Origin of the sequence: Citrobacter sp. RHB35-C21, from assembly GCF_013816515.1 — a bacterium.
In the GTDB taxonomy this organism is placed as follows: Bacteria; Pseudomonadota; Gammaproteobacteria; order Enterobacterales; family Enterobacteriaceae; genus Citrobacter; species Citrobacter braakii.
Genome location: NZ_CP057147.1, coordinates 2,812,721 through 2,830,827, shown reverse-complemented (window position 1 = coordinate 2,830,827; position 18,107 = coordinate 2,812,721). Strand labels below are relative to the sequence as shown.

20 protein-coding genes are annotated in these 18,107 nt (G+C 52.1%); 6 read left to right on the top strand and 14 right to left on the bottom strand.

Annotated elements, in window-relative coordinates; all coding sequences use genetic code 11:
- Positions 1–268 precede the first annotated feature (268 nt).
- From HVZ39_RS13810 to HVZ39_RS13790, 5 genes are all read right to left on the bottom strand, one after another.
- A complete protein-coding gene (locus tag HVZ39_RS13810) occupies positions 269–910 on the bottom strand; it encodes a PAS domain-containing protein (protein WP_016152975.1) in 642 nt (213 codons plus the stop codon).
- 124 nt (positions 911–1,034) lie between these two features.
- Positions 1,035–2,003 carry a threo-3-hydroxy-L-aspartate ammonia-lyase gene (locus tag HVZ39_RS13805; RefSeq protein WP_181632551.1) on the bottom strand — a complete coding sequence of 323 codons (969 nt, stop codon included), beginning with the start codon at positions 2,001–2,003 and terminating at the stop codon, positions 1,035–1,037.
- 27 nt (positions 2,004–2,030) lie between these two features.
- A complete protein-coding gene (locus HVZ39_RS13800; RefSeq protein WP_181632550.1) occupies positions 2,031–2,426 on the bottom strand; it encodes a RidA family protein in 396 nt (131 codons plus the stop codon).
- 245 nt (positions 2,427–2,671) lie between these two features.
- Positions 2,672–2,980 carry a monooxygenase gene (locus tag HVZ39_RS13795; protein ID WP_016152978.1) on the bottom strand — a complete coding sequence of 103 codons (309 nt, stop codon included), beginning with the start codon at positions 2,978–2,980 and terminating at the stop codon, positions 2,672–2,674.
- A 36-nt stretch (positions 2,981–3,016) separates the two neighbouring features.
- On the bottom strand, positions 3,017–3,808 hold the full coding sequence (locus HVZ39_RS13790; protein ID WP_080858748.1) for a PhzF family phenazine biosynthesis protein: 792 nt from the start codon (positions 3,806–3,808) through the stop codon (positions 3,017–3,019).
- 133 nt (positions 3,809–3,941) lie between these two features.
- Between HVZ39_RS13790 and HVZ39_RS13785 the strand changes: the two genes are divergently transcribed.
- Positions 3,942–4,640 (top strand): RluA family pseudouridine synthase, encoded by a 699-nt coding sequence (locus HVZ39_RS13785; RefSeq protein WP_103928182.1) that lies wholly within the window; start codon positions 3,942–3,944, stop codon positions 4,638–4,640.
- A gap of 38 nt (positions 4,641–4,678) precedes the next feature.
- Here HVZ39_RS13785 and mdtK read toward each other — a convergent pair whose 3' ends face one another.
- Positions 4,679–6,052 (bottom strand): multidrug efflux MATE transporter MdtK, encoded by a 1,374-nt coding sequence (gene mdtK / locus HVZ39_RS13780; protein ID WP_181632549.1) that lies wholly within the window; start codon positions 6,050–6,052, stop codon positions 4,679–4,681.
- Positions 6,053–6,269: 217 nt separating this feature from the next.
- Between mdtK and HVZ39_RS13775 the strand changes: the two genes are divergently transcribed.
- Complete coding sequence (locus tag HVZ39_RS13775) at positions 6,270–6,917, top strand: riboflavin synthase (protein WP_016152982.1); 648 nt, start codon at positions 6,270–6,272, stop codon at positions 6,915–6,917.
- Positions 6,918–6,958: 41 nt separating this feature from the next.
- Here the strand turns inward: HVZ39_RS13775 and cfa are convergent, their stop codons facing one another.
- Together cfa and punC are read right to left on the bottom strand one after the other, a co-directional pair.
- Positions 6,959–8,107 carry a cyclopropane fatty acyl phospholipid synthase gene (cfa, locus tag HVZ39_RS13770; RefSeq protein WP_016152983.1) on the bottom strand — a complete coding sequence of 383 codons (1,149 nt, stop codon included), beginning with the start codon at positions 8,105–8,107 and terminating at the stop codon, positions 6,959–6,961.
- A 290-nt stretch (positions 8,108–8,397) separates the two neighbouring features.
- Positions 8,398–9,603, bottom strand: coding sequence for a purine nucleoside transporter PunC (gene punC, locus HVZ39_RS13765; protein WP_016156423.1), 1,206 nt, complete (start codon positions 9,601–9,603; stop codon positions 8,398–8,400).
- Positions 9,604–9,716: 113 nt separating this feature from the next.
- On the opposite strand from punC, the gene punR reads away from it, so the two are divergent.
- On the top strand, positions 9,717–10,649 hold the full coding sequence (punR, locus tag HVZ39_RS13760; protein WP_181632548.1) for a DNA-binding transcriptional activator PunR: 933 nt from the start codon (positions 9,717–9,719) through the stop codon (positions 10,647–10,649).
- Here the strand turns inward: punR and purR are convergent.
- Positions 10,646–11,671, bottom strand: coding sequence for an HTH-type transcriptional repressor PurR (gene purR, locus HVZ39_RS13755; RefSeq protein ID WP_003832757.1), 1,026 nt, complete (start codon positions 11,669–11,671; stop codon positions 10,646–10,648). The genes punR and purR overlap by 4 nt on opposite strands.
- A gap of 297 nt (positions 11,672–11,968) precedes the next feature.
- Here purR and cydH point away from each other — a divergent pair, with 297 nt between their 5' ends.
- Positions 11,969–12,058, top strand: a complete 90-nt coding sequence (gene cydH / locus HVZ39_RS13750; protein WP_003029209.1) for a cytochrome bd-I accessory subunit CydH — start codon at positions 11,969–11,971, stop codon at positions 12,056–12,058.
- Positions 12,059–12,234: 176 nt separating this feature from the next.
- Positions 12,235–13,404 (top strand): MFS transporter, encoded by a 1,170-nt coding sequence (locus HVZ39_RS13745; RefSeq protein ID WP_046276347.1) that lies wholly within the window; start codon positions 12,235–12,237, stop codon positions 13,402–13,404.
- A gap of 40 nt (positions 13,405–13,444) precedes the next feature.
- Here the strand turns inward: HVZ39_RS13745 and sodB are convergent, their stop codons facing one another.
- Positions 13,445–14,026 (bottom strand): superoxide dismutase [Fe], encoded by a 582-nt coding sequence (gene sodB, locus HVZ39_RS13740; RefSeq protein WP_016152988.1) that lies wholly within the window; start codon positions 14,024–14,026, stop codon positions 13,445–13,447.
- Positions 14,027–14,153: 127 nt separating this feature from the next.
- The gene (locus tag HVZ39_RS13735) at positions 14,154–14,984 is read right to left on the bottom strand and encodes a C40 family peptidase (RefSeq protein WP_019076728.1); all 831 of its coding nucleotides are present in this window, start codon (positions 14,982–14,984) and stop codon (positions 14,154–14,156) included.
- Positions 14,985–15,317: 333 nt separating this feature from the next.
- Between HVZ39_RS13735 and grxD the strand changes: the two genes are divergently transcribed.
- Positions 15,318–15,665, top strand: a complete 348-nt coding sequence (gene grxD, locus HVZ39_RS13730; protein WP_003832760.1) for a monothiol glutaredoxin 4 — start codon at positions 15,318–15,320, stop codon at positions 15,663–15,665.
- Between the two features lie 54 nt (positions 15,666–15,719).
- Here the strand turns inward: grxD and rnt are convergent, their stop codons facing one another.
- The 3 genes from rnt to HVZ39_RS13715 form a co-directional block, all read right to left on the bottom strand.
- Entirely contained in the window at positions 15,720–16,367 is a 648-nt protein-coding gene (gene rnt / locus HVZ39_RS13725; protein ID WP_016152990.1) for a ribonuclease T, read from the bottom strand.
- A 94-nt stretch (positions 16,368–16,461) separates the two neighbouring features.
- Positions 16,462–16,869, bottom strand: coding sequence for a lactoylglutathione lyase (gene gloA / locus HVZ39_RS13720; RefSeq protein WP_003029198.1), 408 nt, complete (start codon positions 16,867–16,869; stop codon positions 16,462–16,464).
- Between the two features lie 97 nt (positions 16,870–16,966).
- The gene (locus tag HVZ39_RS13715) at positions 16,967–18,064 is read right to left on the bottom strand and encodes an alkene reductase (RefSeq protein ID WP_003029197.1); all 1,098 of its coding nucleotides are present in this window, start codon (positions 18,062–18,064) and stop codon (positions 16,967–16,969) included.
- Positions 18,065–18,107: the final 43 nt, after the last annotated feature.

Genomic DNA, 18,107 nt, shown 5'->3' with positions numbered 1-18,107 from the left:
GCGACAGGGAATCGTTGTTTTATCGGCGGGTAACCTTGTTGAATAAATCAAACTTTTGCCTATTCCCGGGATTAGATGACACAGGCGTAGCAGACGTTCAAAAATAGTCAATTATCAGGAATTCAAAATATGCAAAATCACCTACGGGATCGTCAGCAACTTAATGAACTTATCAGTGGCTGGATGCACCGCGATTGGGGGAATATGCCGCGCTGGCTTGCTGCCTGAGCCAGGCGGATATACCTTGCTGAGCGCCGCATAACCTGGTTTATTCGCCAGCCTGAGCCGACTGGCGGGCATACAGATACGCGGTCGCTCTGGAGACGCCCAGATGCTGCGCCACTGTGTCCATAGATTTTCGTACGTTCAGCAAACCGTCTTTGCGTAATTGTTGAATCAGTCGTTTACGGTCTTCAGGTTTCAGGGCGCGGGCCGTCGTTGCGCATTTAGCGGCAAAGTCATCGATACGCTGGCGGATGACTTCGTTACTGCCGGGATCGATATGTTCCTTAATGGGAGAGTCAGCGGTTTCAGTAAAACGCGCAAGGGCACTCTGCATGCCACGAAACAGCGTCATATCCACGTTCAGACAGAGTGCTGCTACGTATTTGCCTTCATCATCCTTGATGCCGATGGAGGTACTTTTCACCGGGCGGCCATCGGCAAACTGGTTGCTGTAGTTGGCTATAATGCTGGGGAATTCAGGCGATGCGATTCGCGCCAGACCCAGTTCTGTTGCCGGTTGGCCGGGTTCTCGCCCGGACAGGTTATTATGGATGGATAAAATGGCATGTTCAGGATTTTTGAGATCATGAACCACCACTTCGCAAAACGGCGAGAAGGTCTCGCTCAAGCCCCTGGCGATAGTGTCAATTTGGCTGAGAAGTGAGTTGTTATCGGTTTTTGGCATGCCAGTCTCCTGCGGTGATGCCTGTTGCCATGATTGCGGGCAGTTTACAGTGAGCAGGGTTCGCTTTTCCAGACACGAGTGTTCAGACGGTAATAAGGTATCCGCATGGCAGATACCTTCTTGATTACCCGGCAAGGAATTCACTGTAGCGGCTGATATCCACGTTCCCACCGCTGATGATAATGCCGATTTTCTTGCCGCGAAGTTCAGCTTTGTGCGCTCTGGCGGCGGCAAAACCCAGACAGCCAGTCGGCTCCACGACAATTTTCATTCGCTCAGCGATAAATTTCATCGAGGCGACTAATTCATCGTCTGAGACAGTCAGAATATCGTGCACATTTCGCTGGATAATCGGAAACGTAATATTCCCGAGATGTTGGGTCTGAGCTCCGTCAGCAATGGTTTTCGGCGTATCGATATGAACAATCTTTCCGCTGCGAAACGATTGTTGACCATCGTTTCCTGCCTCCGGCTCGACACCATAGATGATGCAGTCAGGTGACAGATGTCTGGCTGCCAGTGAGGAGCCCGAAAGCAGGCCGCCACCGCCCAGACACACGAAAAGAACGTCTAGCTGACCCACTTCTTCAATCAGCTCTTTTGTGGCGGTGCCCTGGCCCGCAATCACGTGCGGATGGTCGTATGGCGGGATCAGCGTCAATCCTTGTTTCTCTGCCAGCTCCCGTCCGATTTTTTCACGATCTTCGGTATAGCGATCGTAAGTCACCACATTTCCACCATAGCCTTTTGTGGCTGCAACTTTAGCCGCCGGGGCATCATGCGGCATGATAATCGTCGCCGGGATCCCCAACAATTTTGCCGACAGGGCAATGGCCTGCGCATGGTTGCCGGACGAAAAGGTGACGACGCCCGCAGCGCGTTGTTCTGGCGTGAACTGGCGTAACGCATTCATGGCTCCGCGAAATTTAAACGCGCCCATTCTCTGGAAGTTTTCGCACTTGAAGAAAACTTCAGCACCAAATTCGTCATTAACCGTTCGGGAGGTCATCACCGGCGTTTTGTTGGCATAGTCGGCGATGCGCTCTGCCGCGGCGGCAACATCGTTATAATCAGGCAGTGTCATTTCAGTCATTGTTGTTCACCTGTATGTCGTTAAACGTCATGCTTGTGGGGCCAGGGCAATAGCTTCAACTTCCAGCGCGAAACCATAATGAAGCTCTGCAACGCCCGCTACCGCGCGGGAGGGCCGGAAATCACCGATCCACTCCCCATAGATTTTGTTAAACGTTGGCCATTGGTTGATATCTGTCACATAGACGCGTACTGACACCAGGTGCTGTCGAGAAACCCCAGCGCCAGCCAGGCAGGCATCAATATTCTGCAGTACCAGCCGCGTCTGCTCTTCAAAAGATGCCTCGGTTTTTTTTTCGCCATCACTTGTGACCGGCAACTGACCAGAAATGAAGACGAATCCGCCAGCCGTTGTACTGTGCGAGTAATGACCTGCAGGCGGAAAACCTCCTGCAGATGAGTTCAATGTAATGTCCAAGGACATAAGAGAATCTCCTGTAGTTAGTGGTAATTCATTTTGTATAAAATAATACTGTTTGTATTATTTTATACGCTTTCAAACCGCGTTCGGCTAGTGATAGTTTTCACAGATGATGATTTTGTGAACTATGGCAAACGTGACCCACGTTATATAGCTATCCTGGCGCGGTGAAAGAGGGGGAACGCTTTTGATGAGGGTAAAGCTGGGGAGTGAAGAAGCGCCCCGGGGCGGGGCGTTAAAGCCAAAAATTAGCCGATATGGCCGTGGTTAATCTTACTTAACGGCTCATTGATATCGAAGATTTTGCACGTCACGTCTTCCACACCCAAGTGCTTCAGGCGGGCCGTGTGTTTTTTGATATAGGCCAGAGCGCTGTCTTCATCCTGAAACAGGTAGATGCCACCCGCTTCGTGGTTTGCTGCGTTCTCGGTCCAGATTTTCCAGATGAAACCCGGTTCCTGGTTGATGGATTCGGCCAGTTCAACAAGCTGATGTGACATCTCAGCGCCAAACGGACCAGGAAAATCAAAGTGTATCTGCACGAGTTTGTTTGCCATAAATCCTCCATGGATTGGTTAATTCGGGTAAGGCTGCTAGCGTAACAGCACTTTACCCGTCAGATAAGTTACTGCTTGTCCACCAATATAAACACGCGTTCCTGTCAGCTGGCAGCGTAAATCGCCGCCGCGTTCAGAGACCTGGCGCGCCAGCATCTGCGTTTTATTCAGTTTTGCAGCCCAGTAAGGAATCAGCATGCTATGCGTCGAACCGGTGACCGGGTCTTCTGCGACCGCTTCACCCGGGCAGAAGAAACGGCTGACGAAATCGTATTCTCCGTCACCCGGCGCGGTGATACATACCATTTTCCCTAGGGGAATCATGGCGTGGATATTCGGGCGCACAGCCTCAACCTGCTGTTGATTCTCCATCACGACCATGTAATCGCGCGCGACGCGCACTTCTTTATATTCGGTGATGCCTAATGTTTCCAGCAGTAAGGCGGGCGGTTCGGCAGGTTCGCTTTGCCAGGCAGGAAAATCAAGCGTCAGCCAATCACCGCTGCGCGTGACCGTCAGTGGACCCACAAAACGGGTGGCAAAATGAATGGTCGCTTCCGGGTAATCCAGATGTTCAAAGATGACATGTGCGGCGGCAAGCGTGGCATGCCCACACAGATTAATTTCGCCTTGCGTGGTAAACCAACGCAGCTCGAAGCCATTCTCACTAGCGACAAAAAAAGCGGTTTCCGACTGGTTATGCTGCTGCGACATTTTTAATAATATTTCATCGGGCAACCAGTCATCGAGCGGGCATACTGCTGCGGCATTACCGCCAAACGTCGTAGTGGTAAAGGCATCTACCATGTAGAAATCGATTTGTTGCACGGTGTAACCCTCTCATCGCACTCAGGATATCCCACACTCTATCATGCAATGATTGTCATTGGTTAAGCACCCTGATTCGCCTGAGTGGTAAAAATTCGCTATCATCCGTTTCCACACTTCATCCTGGCCGCTCATGTCTACGATCCTTGATACCTTTATTGCCCCGCCTTGTCATGAGGAGATAGCGATCCTCTATCAGGACGAGCATCTGGTGCTTATCAATAAACCCACCGGACTGCTTAGTTTGTCGGGGAAAAATCCGCAGAATCTCGATTCAGTACATCACCGGCTGGTACAGATTTACCCCGGCTGTACGCTGGTACATCGGCTTGATTTTGGGACGTCAGGGCTGATGGTGATTGCCCGTAACAAGGCTATCAACGCCGCGCTTTGCCAGCAGTTCAGTCAGCGCGCGGTAAGCAAGGTGTATAGTGCGTTGTTGTGCGGGCATCTGAAAAACGATGAAGGCGTTATAGATGCAGCGATTGCCAAAGACCCGGCGCTGTTTCCACTGATGTCGATTTGCGCCATTAACGGTAAACCCGCGCGCTCGCGCTATCAGGTTATTGAACGTTTTCATCATCGCCAGCAAGATGGGGCGTTACTCGCTTTGACGCGGGTACGGCTGACACCTGAAACCGGGCGTACCCACCAGTTGCGGATCCACTGTCAGCAGTTGGGGCATCCCATTTTGGGGTGCGATTTATATGGTGGGCGTCTGCTGCCAGGCACCGAACGGACGTCGAGACTGATGCTGCATGCCAGTGAACTGCATTTCAGGCATCCGGTCAGTCAGGAATGGATGACGGCCCAAAACGCCAGCCCGTTTTGAGGATATAAAAAAGCCGCCAGATGGCGGCTATTTGGGGATTATCGTGCGGCGCGTTGTAAAATAACCGCTGACGGCTGGCGCTGCAGAAAACGCATCCGCAGCATCATCAACACTGCCGCAGAGGTCAGGCCGATAATAAAGCCCATCCAGAATCCTGCCGGTCCCATCCGGTCAACCACCAGATCGGTCAGCGCCAGAATATAACCGCTCGGCAGACCCAGTACCCAGTATGCCGTAAAGGTAATAAAGAAAATGGAACGCGTATCTTTATAACCACGTAGGATACCGCTGCCAATAACCTGGATAGAGTCCGATATTTGATACACCGCGGCCAGTAACATGAGCTGCGCTGCCAGAGCGACAACTTCCGGGTTATTGTTGTAGAGCAGGGCAATGTGCTCACGGAATGTCACGGTGAAAATCGCCGTCACAACCGCCATGCAGACACCGACGCCCAGACCTGTTCTGGCTGCGGTTTGCGCATCCAGCGTGGAACCCTGGCCCAGACGATAACCGACTCGAATGGTGACGGCTGCAGCCAGAGACATCGGCAGGACGAACATTAACGAGCTGAAGTTGAGCGCGATCTGGTGTCCGGCCACGTCGACAATCCCCAGCGGGGAAACCAGCAGCGCCACCACAGCAAACAGCGTCACTTCGAAAAATAACGCCAGCGCGATAGGTAAACCCAGCTGTACCAGGCGCTTCATTACGGCGGTGTCCGGTTTCTGGAAACCACGCTTATTACGGATATCACGCATCGAGCGTGCGCGTTTAACGTATGACAGCATGGCGATAAACATCACCCAGTAAACCGCCGCCGTTGCCACGCCGCAGCCCACGCCGCCAAGTTCCGGCATGCCAAAATGCCCATAAATGAAAACATAGTTAACAGGAATGTTCACCAGCAGGCCGAGAAATCCCATCACCATCGCCGGTTTGGTTTTGGCCAGACCTTCACACTGGTTACGGGCTACCTGGAAGAACAAATACCCCGGCGCGCCCCACAGCAACGCGCGCAGGTAGCCGACGGCTTTATCTGCCAGCGCCGGGTCGATGTTATGCATGGAGCGAATAATGTATCCCGCGTTCCAGAGCACGATCATAATCAGAATGGAGACGCTGCCCGCCAGCCAGAAACCCTGGCGTATTTGATGGGCAATGCGATCGCGGCGCCCGGAACCATTGAGTTGCGCAATCACTGGCGTCAAGGCCAGCAGCAGTCCGTGACCAAACAGAATGGCCGGCAGCCAGATAGATGTGCCAATGGCGACGGCCGCCATGTCCGTGGCGCTGTATCCGCCCGCCATGACGGTATCAACGAATCCCATTGCGGTTTGAGCGATTTGCGCAAGAATCACCGGAATTGCCAGAGCTAATAACTGACGCGCTTCACTTACATACTTTTGCACGTGTACACCACTATATTGTTGTTATTTGAGAGACTAAAAAAGCCGCCTTATATGGCAGCAAGGAGAAAAAGCAGGGGAAATTTCAGTCTATTGTAGCGAGGAATACGTAATTCTCCAGTGAAAAAACAGGCAGTAGCGGCGCATTGCTGGCAACCTGAATTTCCACCTGCTATTGTGCTGTGCAGAGATGTCTTAATTCAGTTCAGGAGTTAGAAGTATGTTTACGGGTATTGTGCAGGGCACCGCGAAATTGGTGTCCATTGATGAAAAACCAAATTTTCGTACGCATGTTGTGGAGTTACCTGAATATATGTTGGATGCGCTGGAGACCGGCGCATCGGTTGCCCACAATGGGTGCTGCCTGACGGTAACCGAAATCAACGGTAACCAGATAAGCTTTGATCTGATGAAAGAAACGCTGCGTATCACCAATCTGGGTGACCTGAAGGTTGGGGATTTGGTCAACGTTGAGCGTGCGGCAAAATTCAGTGATGAAATTGGCGGACATTTAATGTCGGGCCATATTATGACGACCGCCGAAGTGTCGAAAATTCTGACCTCGGAGAACAACCGCCAGGTGTGGTTTAAAGTTCAGGATCCGTCGCTGATGAAATACATCTTGTACAAAGGATTTATCGGAATTGATGGCATCAGTCTGACGGTCGGCGAGGTGACACCGACGCGTTTCTGTGTGCATTTGATCCCGGAAACGCTGGAACGTACGACTCTGGGTAAGAAAAAGTTAGGCGCGCGGGTCAATATCGAAATCGATCCTCAAACCCAGGCGGTGGTTGATACCGTTGAGCGCGTACTGGCGGCGCGTGAAAGCGCCATCAGTAACGTAACGGGTGAGGCGGGAGCCTAAGCCAGAGTGTAAAACCCCCGTTGGCACGGGGGTGATAACGATTAGCGGGGAACGCGCAGGCCGTGTTCAACGCCGCGGGAAAAAACCACCTGCCACAGCTGAATGTCGCGAGCACGAAACGCACCGGCGCAGGCGTTCAGGTAATAGCTGAACATCCGTTTAAAGCGTTCGGTATAGTTATCGGCGATTTCAGGCCAGGATCTCATGAAACGCTCGTGCCAGGCCATCAACGTTGTATCGTAATCCGCGCCAAAATTATGCCAGTCTTCCATCACAAAATGCGGCTCGCTGGCGTTGGCAATCTGGCGAACTGACGGTAAACAGCCGTTCGGGAAGATATATTTATTGATCCACGGATCAACGTTATTGTCGGTCTTTTTGGAACCGATGCTATGCAGCAAAAAGAGACCGTCGGGTTTTAAATTACGATCAACCACTTCAAAATAAGTCGCGTAGTTCTTCGGCCCCACATGCTCAAACATGCCGACGGAGACAATGCGATCAAATTTGTCGTTCAGGTCGCGATAATCCTGCAGCAAAATTGTGACATCCAGCCCCGCACAACGCGCCTGCGCCATTTTCTGCTGTTCTGCCGAAACGGTCACGCCCACAACGCTAACGCCATATTGTGACGCCATAAACTGGGATAAGCCGCCCCAGCCGCAGCCAATATCGAGCACCCGCATGCCTGGCTTCAACTGCAGTTTTTCGGCAATCATTTTTAGCTTCGCCTGTTGGGCAGATTCCAGGGTATCGGCATCTTTCCAGTAGGCGCAGGAATACTGCATATAAGGGTCCAGCATGCGGGTAAAGAGATCGTTGCCCAAATCGTAGTGTTCTTTGCCGACGACCCACGCACGTTTTTTGGTCTGTAAATTGAACAGGCGAGCCGTGGCGATACGTAGCGTGTCTTTAAAGTGGCGGGGGAGTTGGTTTTCAAGACCGGCGCGCAGGACCTTACAAAAAAACATGTCCAGCCGGTCGCATTCCCACCAGCCATCCATATAACTTTCGCCCAACCCTAACGATCCTTCCTGCAGTACGCGTTTGAAAAAATCGGGGTTCGTTACGCGAATATCTGCCGGTGCCGGACCATTAATGGTAATACCTGCACGGCTTAATAATTCATTGGTGATGCGGTACCAGTCATCATCCGGTACGCTGACGTCTTCTATACACGATGAACTCATAGCTTCTCCATCACTGGTCGGTGATCAGAACCTTAAAATAGCGTAGACGCTTTTTTGGGCTTTGTGAGAACTCTCACGGAATTAATCCGCGAATCTATAATCCGACGTAGAACAGAGGAAGGGAGGAACCCTTGCCGAAAAGACCATCCATGGGAAAACGGGAACGTTCTTGTCCCCGTTAACACATAACAATTATCGTTTTTTTAACAACCGGAAATCAGTATAGGCCTGAATTTTTGATGATTCAACCAATAAACATTAGCAGGCTAATTAATTATCAAAGATGATTACTAGTGAGACTCACCGTGGGCAATTTGCGCCCGATCATCTGTGTGCGGGGCGTTAGCCTTCTGCGACTGCATTTTGTAACCCGCGGCCGCCAGCAGCACCGTTGTCAGCATCACGCTGGTGGTGGTGAGCAGCGGGGTGGCGATCAACCAGGAAACCACAAGGCTTGCCAGGAAGCATAAACCCAGTTGCAGTGTGTTCTGCAATGCTGCTGCGCGTCCCGTAGCTTGTGGGAAAGGACGTAACGCCTGAGCCACAACAATAGGGTAGATTGCTCCATTGGCAATCGCCATAACGCAGAATGGGATGAGGATTTCAGCCAGCGCAACATGGTGAATAAAGCCGGTTGCCCAGGTGGCCACTACGCTAAAGGCATACAGAATGAGTAACCAGGGCAGCAACTGACGGCCCTGCCATTTTTGCAGCGCAGCGCGGCAGCCGTAACCACCAATTAAGAAAGCGATGGTTTGTGGAACATAGCTCAGGCCAATCACCGCCGGACTGTAGCCCATTTCGCTGAGGATGAACGGGGAACCCGTCAGCCACGCGAAGAAGCTCGCGGAGCAGGCGGCATAAATCAGCACGTTTCCGCGGTAAACTTTTGAGCGCAACAGGGTAGCGAAAGTCAGTTTATCCTGGCTGTCGTCGCGTGCTTTAGCTGTTGGTTTTAAGCGCAGAGCCGGAAGCATCAGGATTAGAGTAATGGCAAACAGGGTGGCGAAAATGGCCTGCCAGGAAAAATGTACTAGGATCCAACTGCCTAATAACGGCGCTAATGCCGGGGATAACCCGACCAATGGCATAATGGTGGCAAAGATGCGGTTTACTTTTTGTGAAGGATAATAATCGGTGACCAGCGCCTGCCAGATAACCGATGCCGCACAAACGCCAACGGCCTGAACAAAGCGCAGTACCAGCAGACCGGTGGCATTTTCAACCCACAGCATGCCCAAACTGCCCAGCGCGAAGATGGATAAACCCAGCAGCAAAACAGGCTTGCGACCATAATGGTCAGAGAGCGGCCCCCACAGAAGTTGCGCGACGGCAAAACCCGCTAAGAATAAGCTAAGGCTGGCGCTGACGGCAGATGCAGGCGTCTGCAGATCGGACTGAATTGCGGCAAAGGCGGGCAGATACATATCCGTTGCCAGAAAGCCGAGTACGCTAAGACCCGCCAGCCAGACTAAAAATCCTTTCCCAGGTTGCATCATCATTTCTCTTTTTTTAGCAGTAGTACAATGCCGCTGAGTGTAGTGAGTGTAATTCTTGCTGTGAAACGCTAATATTTGCTTACTGATTTCAAATTTTTTGTAGGCAGAATATGTGGTCGGAATATTCACTTGAAGTTGTGGATGCGGTTGCGCGTAACGGTAGCTTTAGTTCGGCCGCGCAGGAGTTGCACCGCGTACCCTCGGCGGTAAGCTACACCGTGCGTCAACTGGAAGAGTGGCTGGCGGTGCCGCTTTTTGAGCGACGCCATCGGGACGTGGAATTGACGCCTGCCGGTGCATGGTTTCTCAAGGAAGGCCGCTCTGTTATCAAAAAAATGCAGATCACCCGCCAGCAATGTCAGCAAATTGCCAACGGCTGGCGCGGGCAGTTGGCGATCGCGGTAGATAACATTGTCCGCCCGGATCGTACCCGACAGATGATCGTGGATTTCTATCGTCATTTTGATGATGTGGAGCTGCTGGTTTTCCAGGAGGTGTTTAACGGTGTCTGGGATGCGCTGTCCGATGGGCGCGTTGAGCTGGCAATCGGCGCCACGCAGGCGATTCCGGTGGGGGGGCGCTATACCTTCCGCGACATGGGAATGCTGAGCTGGAGCTGCGTGGTGGCAAGCCATCATCCGTTGGCGTCAATGCCCGGACCGCTAAGCGACGACACGTTGCGCAACTGGCCGTCGCTGGTGCGTGAAGACACGTCGCGTACGCTTCCCAAGCGTATTACCTGGCTGCTGGATAACCAAAAGCGCGTCGTGGTGCCTGACTGGGAATCTTCTGCTACCTGTTTATCTGCAGGTCTGTGCGTGGGCATGGTACCGACGCATTTTGCCAAACCGTGGATTGATAGCGGCAAATGGGTCGCGCTAAAGCTGGAGAATCCATTTCCTGATGCCGCATGCTGCCTGACCTGGCAACAGAACGATACGTCGCCGGCATTGAGCTGGCTGCTGGACTATTTAGGGGATAGTGAAACACTGAATAAGGAGTGGTTGCGGGAGCCCGATGAGGCTCCCGCACAACAGTCTTAACGACGGTAATCGCGGAACGGGCCGTCGGCAACGGAGCGGCGTTCTACCAGGCGCGGATGAACCTCGATAGACTGCGACTCTTCACGTTTATTCACGATACGGTCTAACAGCATGTTGAAGGCCGTTTCCCCCAGTGAATCTTTAGGCTGGTGAATGGTCGTCAGAGCCGGCGTGAAGAAGCGGGCGTTGCGCACGTTGTCGTAACCGATGAGCGAAACATCCTGCGGTACGCGCAGTCCCATCTCGTCAGCGGCGCACAGCGCACCCATCGCCATGATATCGCCACCGCAGAAGACGGCAGTCGGACGATGCGACTGTGACAGAATTTGCTGCATGGCGCGATAGCCGGATTCAGGCTCAAAATCGCCCTGCACAATCCAGTTTTCAGGAACTTTAATCAGCGCTTCTTCCATCGCTTTCATAAAGCCTGCCAGACGCCCGGCTCCGGTATTACGCTCCATTGGTCCTGGGATCACGCCAATCTCACGATGACCGCGTTCTACCAGATACCGACCCGCCATGTAACCGCCTTCGAAGGCGTTATCAATGACCGTATCGGTAAAGTCGGCTTTAGCTTCGCCCCAGTCCATGACGACCATCGGAATATGGCGGTACTCTTCGAGCATCGAAAGCAGCGACTCCGGATATTCAGAACACATCACCAGCAGACCATCAACGCGCTTTTGCGCCATCATTGACAGATAAGCCTGCTGTTTTTCGAGACTGTTCCATGCGTTACCCAGAATCAGGGTATAGCCTTTCTGGAAACAGTTTTTCTCAACGGCTTCGATAATTTCAGCGAAATAGGCCGCTTCGCTGCTGGTGGCCAGCAAGCCAATAGACTTGGTGTGATTCACCTTCAGGCTGCGCGCCACGGCGCTCGGAGAATAGTGCAGCTCTTTGATCGCCGCCCAGACAGCATTACGCGTTTCTTCCGCGACAAAGCGCGTCTTGTTAATTACGTGTGATACGGTTGTAGTGGAAACGTTTGCTCGCTTCGCTACATCTTTAATTGTTGCCATTACATCTCACTCCAGACCATATCCTAAGCTCCTGAGAATACTCCAGGTAAACGTTTGCCTTAACACACCCTTAGCGCAACGTAAGGGTTGCGGCACGCCGGGAAAACGACACGGAACGTCAGGAAGGGGTCAATGGCCGGTACGCTAATCAAGTAAGCGTGGAATTTTGTCTGATCTTAACGAAAAGGGGAAGAGTTAAAAGCAGTTATCAATATAAATCGTGAGAGATTTTTGCTTTCAAGTGTGTAAAAATGCGCAATATCACTTTTTGTGTGGGAATAAAAAGGAGAAAACTTGATGAGCACCGATCTGAAATTTTCGTTAGTGACTACCATTATTGTTCTGGGTTTGATCGTCGCGGGTGGCCTGACCGCAGCGCTGCATTGATTTCCCCCGAGGGAGTTCGCTCTCCCTCATCCTTTCCGCTTGCCTTTCCCGTCGATTGTTTGCGAATAAGCAAAAGTCTTTTGCAATTTTGTTAACTTTATTAATTTTGCGATCAATGTCATGCTTTTGACTCTTATTTTATGTCGCGCCCCGGCTCGACGTTACGGAGTCGAAATATGAAACTCAATTATCCTTTACTGGCGCTGGCGATCGGCGCGTTTGGCATTGGCACCACTGAATTTTCGCCAATGGGATTATTGCCCGTCATTGCCAAAGGTGTGGATGTCTCGATTCCCGCGGCCGGAATGTTAATCAGCGCGTATGCGGTTGGGGTGATGGTGGGTGCTCCGCTGATGACATTACTGCTGTCCCATCGTGCGCGACGTAATGCGTTGATATTCCTGATGGCGATTTTCACGCTGGGCAACGTGCTTTCGGCTATCTCGCCGGATTACACCACCCTGATGTTATCGCGTATTTTGACCAGTCTGAACCATGGGGCATTTTTCGGTCTTGGCTCCGTTGTCGCTGCAAGCGTAGTACCCAAACATAAGCAGGCCAGCGCCGTGGCAACCATGTTTATGGGGCTGACCATTGCCAATATTGGCGGCGTTCCTGCGGCGACCTGGCTTGGTGAAACCATCGGCTGGCGTATGTCGTTTATGGCAACGGCGGGTCTGGGCGTTATCGCCATGGTCAGCCTGTTCTTCTCATTACCCAAAGGTGGGGCGGGAGAGCGCCCGGATGTCCGTAGCGAATTGGCGGTACTTATGCGTCCGCAGGTGCTGTCGGCGCTGCTGACGACCGTTCTGGGAGCGGGGGCGATGTTCACGCTTTATACCTATATCTCACCAGTGTTACATACAATCACCCATGCCACACCGGCGTTTGTGACCGGTATGCTGGTGCTGATTGGCGTTGGCTTCTCAATCGGTAACTATCTTGGTGGCAAACTGGCTGACCGTTCCGTCAACGGTACGCTGAAAGGCTTTTTACTGCTGCTGATGGTTATTATGCTGGCCATTCCTTTCCTGGCGCGTAATGAGCTGGGTGCGGCAGTTAGTATGGTGGTCTGGGGGGCAGCGACGTTTGCGGTCGTTCCGCCGTTGCAGATGCGCGTGATGCGTGTTGCCAGCGAAGCGCCTGGATTATCATCGTCAGTCAACATTGGCGCGTTTAATCTGGGGAATGCTCTGGGTGCCGCAGCCGGTGGGGCGGTGATTTCCGGTGGGTTGGGCTATAGCTTTGTTCCGGTGATGGGGGCAATTGTGGCAGGACTTGCGCTGTTGCTGGTCTTTATCTCGGCGCGCAAACAGCCTGAAGAGGCGTTCACTACCGCGAATTAATGCTAAAACGCAGAAGGGTTCTCCTTCTGCGTCATCTTTTTTATGCTGCGAAGTTCTTCGCAACAAATTCCCAGTTCACCAGCGCCCAGAAGTTTTCCAGGTAGCCAGGACGGGCATTGCGATAATCGATGTAGTAGGCGTGTTCCCATACGTCAACGGTCATCAGCGGCGTCGCGTCGGTGGTCAGCGGTGTACCTGCATTGGAGGTGGAAACGATAGCCAGTTTGCCATCCGTTCCTTTTACCAGCCAGGTCCAGCCAGAACCGAAGTTTTTAATAGCGGCATCGGTGAACTGCGCTTTGAAATCCGCAAAGCTGCCAAAGGAGGCGGCAATTGCTTCGGCCAGTTTACCGGTAGGTTCGCCACCTGCGTTCGGTGCCAGGCAGTTCCAGTAGAACGTGTGGTTCCATACCTGTGCTGCGTTATTGAATACACCGCCTTCAGAGCTACGTACGATCTCTTCCAGTGATTTGCCTTCAAACGCCGTGCCTTTAATCAGGTTGTTCAGATTAGTCACGTAAGTTTGATGGTGTTTGCCATAGTGATATTCCAGCGTTTCGGCAGAAATGTGCGGTGCCAGAGCATCTTTGGCATACGGTAATGCAGGTAATTCAAACGACATTGCTTCTCTCCTTATTATTTGTATTGAGTACACACAATAGCCTCATTGTGAGTAAGGATAGGGTAGCAAATTGAAAGGTTATGCAAAAGAAGAACTTACCCTACAGCATGTACTGTAGGGTAAGTTTTTAACGAATTGTTTTTGGCGTCATTACCCGACGAGCGCCCACATAGTGGCGCTGCCAGTAATCTTCACTCAGAGAGGTGATTTGAATTTCCTGGCCGCTGCGCGGTGACTGAATAAACTTACCGTTGCCAACATAAACGCCAACGTGATCGGCAGTTCCACGCCCCTGGGTACGGAAAAATACCAGATCGCCATTTTTCAGTTCGCCACGTTCAATCGGCGCAGCATCGCGCAGATGATACATTTCGTTCGCTGTACGTGGAATGCGGAATTTCACCAGATCTTTATAGGCGTAATAGACCAGACCGCTGCAGTCAAACCCGGTTCTTGGTGAGGTGCCGCCCCAGCGATAAGGCTTGCCGATTTGGTTCATCAGCGTGGACATGGCGGTTTTAGTGGCTTTCTGCACTTTCACTTTATGCGCGTCAGCCAGCGTCGTTGGTGCGGTGGTTTTCACTTTTACACAGCGCGGCTTATGACCTTTGCGCGGCGTGCATTTTTCAGTCCAGGTAACGGCAGCGGTTTGTGCTGCGGTGTTTTTACCACGACGGTTTGCTGTTTTGGTCGACTTTGCCGGAGCGGCAGTGCGATGTTTAGAAGAGGAAGCGGTTTTGGTGCTGGTTTTGCTGGTGGTTTTTGTCGCCGTTTTCTTGCTGGTTTTTGTTGTTTTTTGGCTGGTTGTTGCGCTTTTCTTTTTATCTACCGTTTTGATGGTGTGGGAATGGGTAGGTGTCGTCCTGGCCTGCTTGGAAGCATGAGCCATGGGCGTAAAGGGCAGTGTAGTAAAAAGTAAAGCACAGAGCGTGATCGAGATTCGGTTTATCCGCGCCACTGAGCAATCCTCTGGTAAGGCAGGTCTATCATGCCTGCGTGTGATTTTCAAAACTTGATGATTCTAATCTATAGAAAGAGGGAAAGTTAATAGCTTTTTTGTTTAAAACTACGTTTCGTAACCGACCGCAAAAAAAATCAGCAATTAAAGTTGGCGTTGGTGAACGAATAATCAAATCCACAGGCTTTAAAGGGATAAGTGAGATTGTGAATGCAACTTTTGGCGTCAGGGGATAAAATAATAACGCGTAATGAAAATGTTATTTTCCGTTGCCTGTCTGACCCGCTACAATGTCAGACTACTGCCGTAAAAGAAGTTTAAGGAAGCAAGATAATGAGCACCACTATCGAAAAAATCCAGCGCCAGATCGCTGAAAACCCGATTCTCCTGTACATGAAAGGTTCCCCTAAACTGCCAAGCTGCGGTTTCTCCGCTCAGGCTGTGCAGGCGCTGTCCGCCTGTGGTGAACGCTTTGCTTATGTTGATATTCTGCAGAACCCGGATATTCGCGCCGAGCTGCCGAAATACGCAAACTGGCCAACCTTCCCGCAGCTGTGGGTTGATGGTGAGCTGGTTGGCGGCTGTGACATTTTGATCGAAATGTACCAGCGCGGTGAGTTGCAGCAGCTGATTAAAGAAACAGCGGCGAAATACAAAACCGAAGAGCCGGACGCTGAATAATATCAGCGTAAATAAAAAAGCGACCTCGTGATGGTCGCTTTTTTTATCGGTCCGTTATGCCTCTTCAGGCACGGGAAGAGGCCAGCCGCCGAGACGTTTCCAGCGGTTAACAATTTCGCAAAACAGCACGGCCGTCCGTTCGGTGTCATACAGCGCCGAGTGCGCCTGAGTCCCGTCAAATTCCATTCCTGCCGCCAGGCACGCTTTCGATAACACAGTTTGCCCCAGAGACAGGCCGCTTAAGGCCGCAGTATCAAAGGTGACGAACGGATGAAATGGATTACGTTTGAGCGAGGCGCGTTCTGCTGCGGCCATCATAAAACTGTGGTCGAACGTAGCGTTATGCGCCACCATGATCGCCCGATTGCAGCCGCTGTCTTTAATGCCTTTACGCACCATTTTAAAGATGGCATGCAGAGCGTCATATTCGCTGACCGCGCCGCGTAGCGGATTGTTAGGGTCAATTCCGTTAAAGGCGAGGGCTTCCGGCTGCAAATTCGCGCCTTCAAATGGCTCTACGTGGAAATGTAACGTCGTGTCCGGCATCAGCCAGCCTTGTTCATCCATTTTCAGTGTGATGGCTGCGATCTCAAGCAGCGCATCGGTTTTGGCATTGAACCCTGCGGTTTCGACATCAATGACGACAGGATAAAAACCACGAAAACGGTCACACAGACCGGAAAGTTGAGCGTTATCGGACATCTGGGTCTCTTAATACGGGAAAATTGCAGCGCGTATTATGGCAAAATGATGAGTATAAAACTACGGGCACAGACGATCTGCGCCCGTGGGGAGGTTAGTCGCCCAGGCCGCGCCCGGCGTCTTTCTCTTCGATCAGTTCAATTTTGTAACCGTCTGGATCTTCAACGAACGCAATTACGGTGGTGCCGCCTTTTACCGGACCGGCTTCACGCGTGACGTTACCGCCATTCTGACGAATACGTTCACAGGCTTCGGCTGCGTTGTCTACGCTCAGGGCGATATGGCCGTAGGCAGTGCCCAGCTCATACTTGTCGACACCCCAGTTATAGGTCAGTTCGATCACGGCTTCGCTGGTTTCAGGGCCGTAGCCGACAAAGGCCAGGGAGTATTTGTATTCAGGGTTTTCGCTGGTACGCAGCAGCTTCATGCCCAGCACGTTGGTATAAAACTCGATGGAACGCTGCAGGTCACCCACGCGCAGCATGGTATGAAGTAAACGCATCTTTTTCCCCTTCGAAAATGGTTAATACATTCAAAATGTTGTTTTAGTATAGCGGCGTTGTTACGCCGCTATCAATGGCAGAACGGAGTTTGTGACGTTAGAGGGTAGGATAATCGGTGTAACCTTCCGCGCCGCCGCCGTAGAAGCTTTCGGCACGTTGCGGATTCAGCTCCGCTTTACGCTGCAGGCGCGCAACCAGATCCGGGTTAGCGATATAGGCGCGACCAAAAGCAACGGCGTCGATCAGGCCTTTCTCGATCAGTGCTTCTGCTTTTTCAGGTGTGTAGGCACCCGCACCAATGATCGGACCGTGGAAACGCGCACGAACTTTTTCGCGAAACGCATCGGAATACGGCTCGCCGCCAGCCCAGTCCGGCTCAGACATATGCAGGTAAGCGATTCCGCGCTTGCCCAGTTGTTCAATCAGATACAGCGCATCGGCTTCTTCGTTCGGCCCGTTGTCAACGTTCTGGAATGAGCCAATCGGAGATACGCGAATACCAATGCGATCGGCACCCCATTCTTTAATACCGGCATCGACAACTTCCAGCACCAGACGTGCACGATTTTCGACGCTGCCGCCGTACTGATCGGTACGCTGGTTAGACGTTGGCGACAGGAACTGGTGCAGCAGATAGCCGTGAGCGGAGTGCAGTTCAACCATGTCGAAACCCGCTTCGCGCGCGTTGGCAATCGCCTGACGGAAGTCATTAACGATGCCGGGAATTTCTTCCGTTTCCAGCGCACGCGGCATTGAGGTATCCGCACGCGTTGCCAGACCATTTTCATCACGAAGCGAGGTCCGGGTTCCGGCGCTAATCGCGGAAGGTGCGACCGGTGCCTGACCGTTGGGCTGCAGACTGGCGTGAGAGATGCGCCCGGTATGCCACAACTGGACCGCAATATGACCTTGCTCCGCATGTACGGCAGCGGTGATTTTTTTCCATGCGGCAATTTGCGCTTCGCTGTGTAAGCCGGGTGCCCCCGCATAGCCTTTCGCCTGCGCGGAAATCTGTGTAGCTTCACTGATGATAAGACCCGCGCTGGCGCGTTGACGGTAATACTCGGCCATCAGCGGAGTAGGGATGTCGCCAGGCTCAATGCTGCGCAGACGCGTCAGTGGCGCCATGAATACGCGGTTTGCTGCCGTAATAGCACCCACTTTCAGTGGGGAAAAAAGTTTTTCAGATGACATATGGCACTCCTGAATAGACCGGTCGTCTAGTAATAAAAGAAAT

Excerpts from the sequence above, each read along its gene's own strand:
- HVZ39_RS13775 (WP_016152982.1), top strand. The coding sequence starts at position 6,270 with ATGTTTACGGGTATTGTGCAGGGCACCGCGAAATTGGTGTCCATTGAT.
- HVZ39_RS13795 (WP_016152978.1), bottom strand. The coding sequence starts at position 2,980 with ATGGCAAACAAACTCGTGCAGATACACTTTGATTTTCCTGGTCCGTTT.
- HVZ39_RS13785 (WP_103928182.1), top strand. The coding sequence starts at position 3,942 with ATGTCTACGATCCTTGATACCTTTATTGCCCCGCCTTGTCATGAGGAG.
- punR (WP_181632548.1), top strand. The coding sequence starts at position 9,717 with ATGTGGTCGGAATATTCACTTGAAGTTGTGGATGCGGTTGCGCGTAAC.
- rnt (WP_016152990.1), bottom strand. The coding sequence starts at position 16,367 with ATGTCCGATAACGCTCAACTTTCCGGTCTGTGTGACCGTTTTCGTGGT.
- sodB (WP_016152988.1), bottom strand. The coding sequence starts at position 14,026 with ATGTCGTTTGAATTACCTGCATTACCGTATGCCAAAGATGCTCTGGCA.
- HVZ39_RS13800 (WP_181632550.1), bottom strand. The coding sequence starts at position 2,426 with ATGTCCTTGGACATTACATTGAACTCATCTGCAGGAGGTTTTCCGCCT.
- HVZ39_RS13745 (WP_046276347.1), top strand. The coding sequence starts at position 12,235 with ATGAAACTCAATTATCCTTTACTGGCGCTGGCGATCGGCGCGTTTGGC.
- HVZ39_RS13810 (WP_016152975.1), bottom strand. The coding sequence starts at position 910 with ATGCCAAAAACCGATAACAACTCACTTCTCAGCCAAATTGACACTATC.
- purR (WP_003832757.1), bottom strand. The coding sequence starts at position 11,671 with ATGGCAACAATTAAAGATGTAGCGAAGCGAGCAAACGTTTCCACTACA.
- cfa (WP_016152983.1), bottom strand. The coding sequence starts at position 8,107 with ATGAGTTCATCGTGTATAGAAGACGTCAGCGTACCGGATGATGACTGG.
- gloA (WP_003029198.1), bottom strand. The coding sequence starts at position 16,869 with ATGCGTTTACTTCATACCATGCTGCGCGTGGGTGACCTGCAGCGTTCC.
- HVZ39_RS13715 (WP_003029197.1), bottom strand. The coding sequence starts at position 18,064 with ATGTCATCTGAAAAACTTTTTTCCCCACTGAAAGTGGGTGCTATTACG.
- grxD (WP_003832760.1), top strand. The coding sequence starts at position 15,318 with ATGAGCACCACTATCGAAAAAATCCAGCGCCAGATCGCTGAAAACCCG.
- HVZ39_RS13805 (WP_181632551.1), bottom strand. The coding sequence starts at position 2,003 with ATGACTGAAATGACACTGCCTGATTATAACGATGTTGCCGCCGCGGCA.
- cydH (WP_003029209.1), top strand. The coding sequence starts at position 11,969 with ATGAGCACCGATCTGAAATTTTCGTTAGTGACTACCATTATTGTTCTG.
- punC (WP_016156423.1), bottom strand. The coding sequence starts at position 9,603 with ATGCAACCTGGGAAAGGATTTTTAGTCTGGCTGGCGGGTCTTAGCGTA.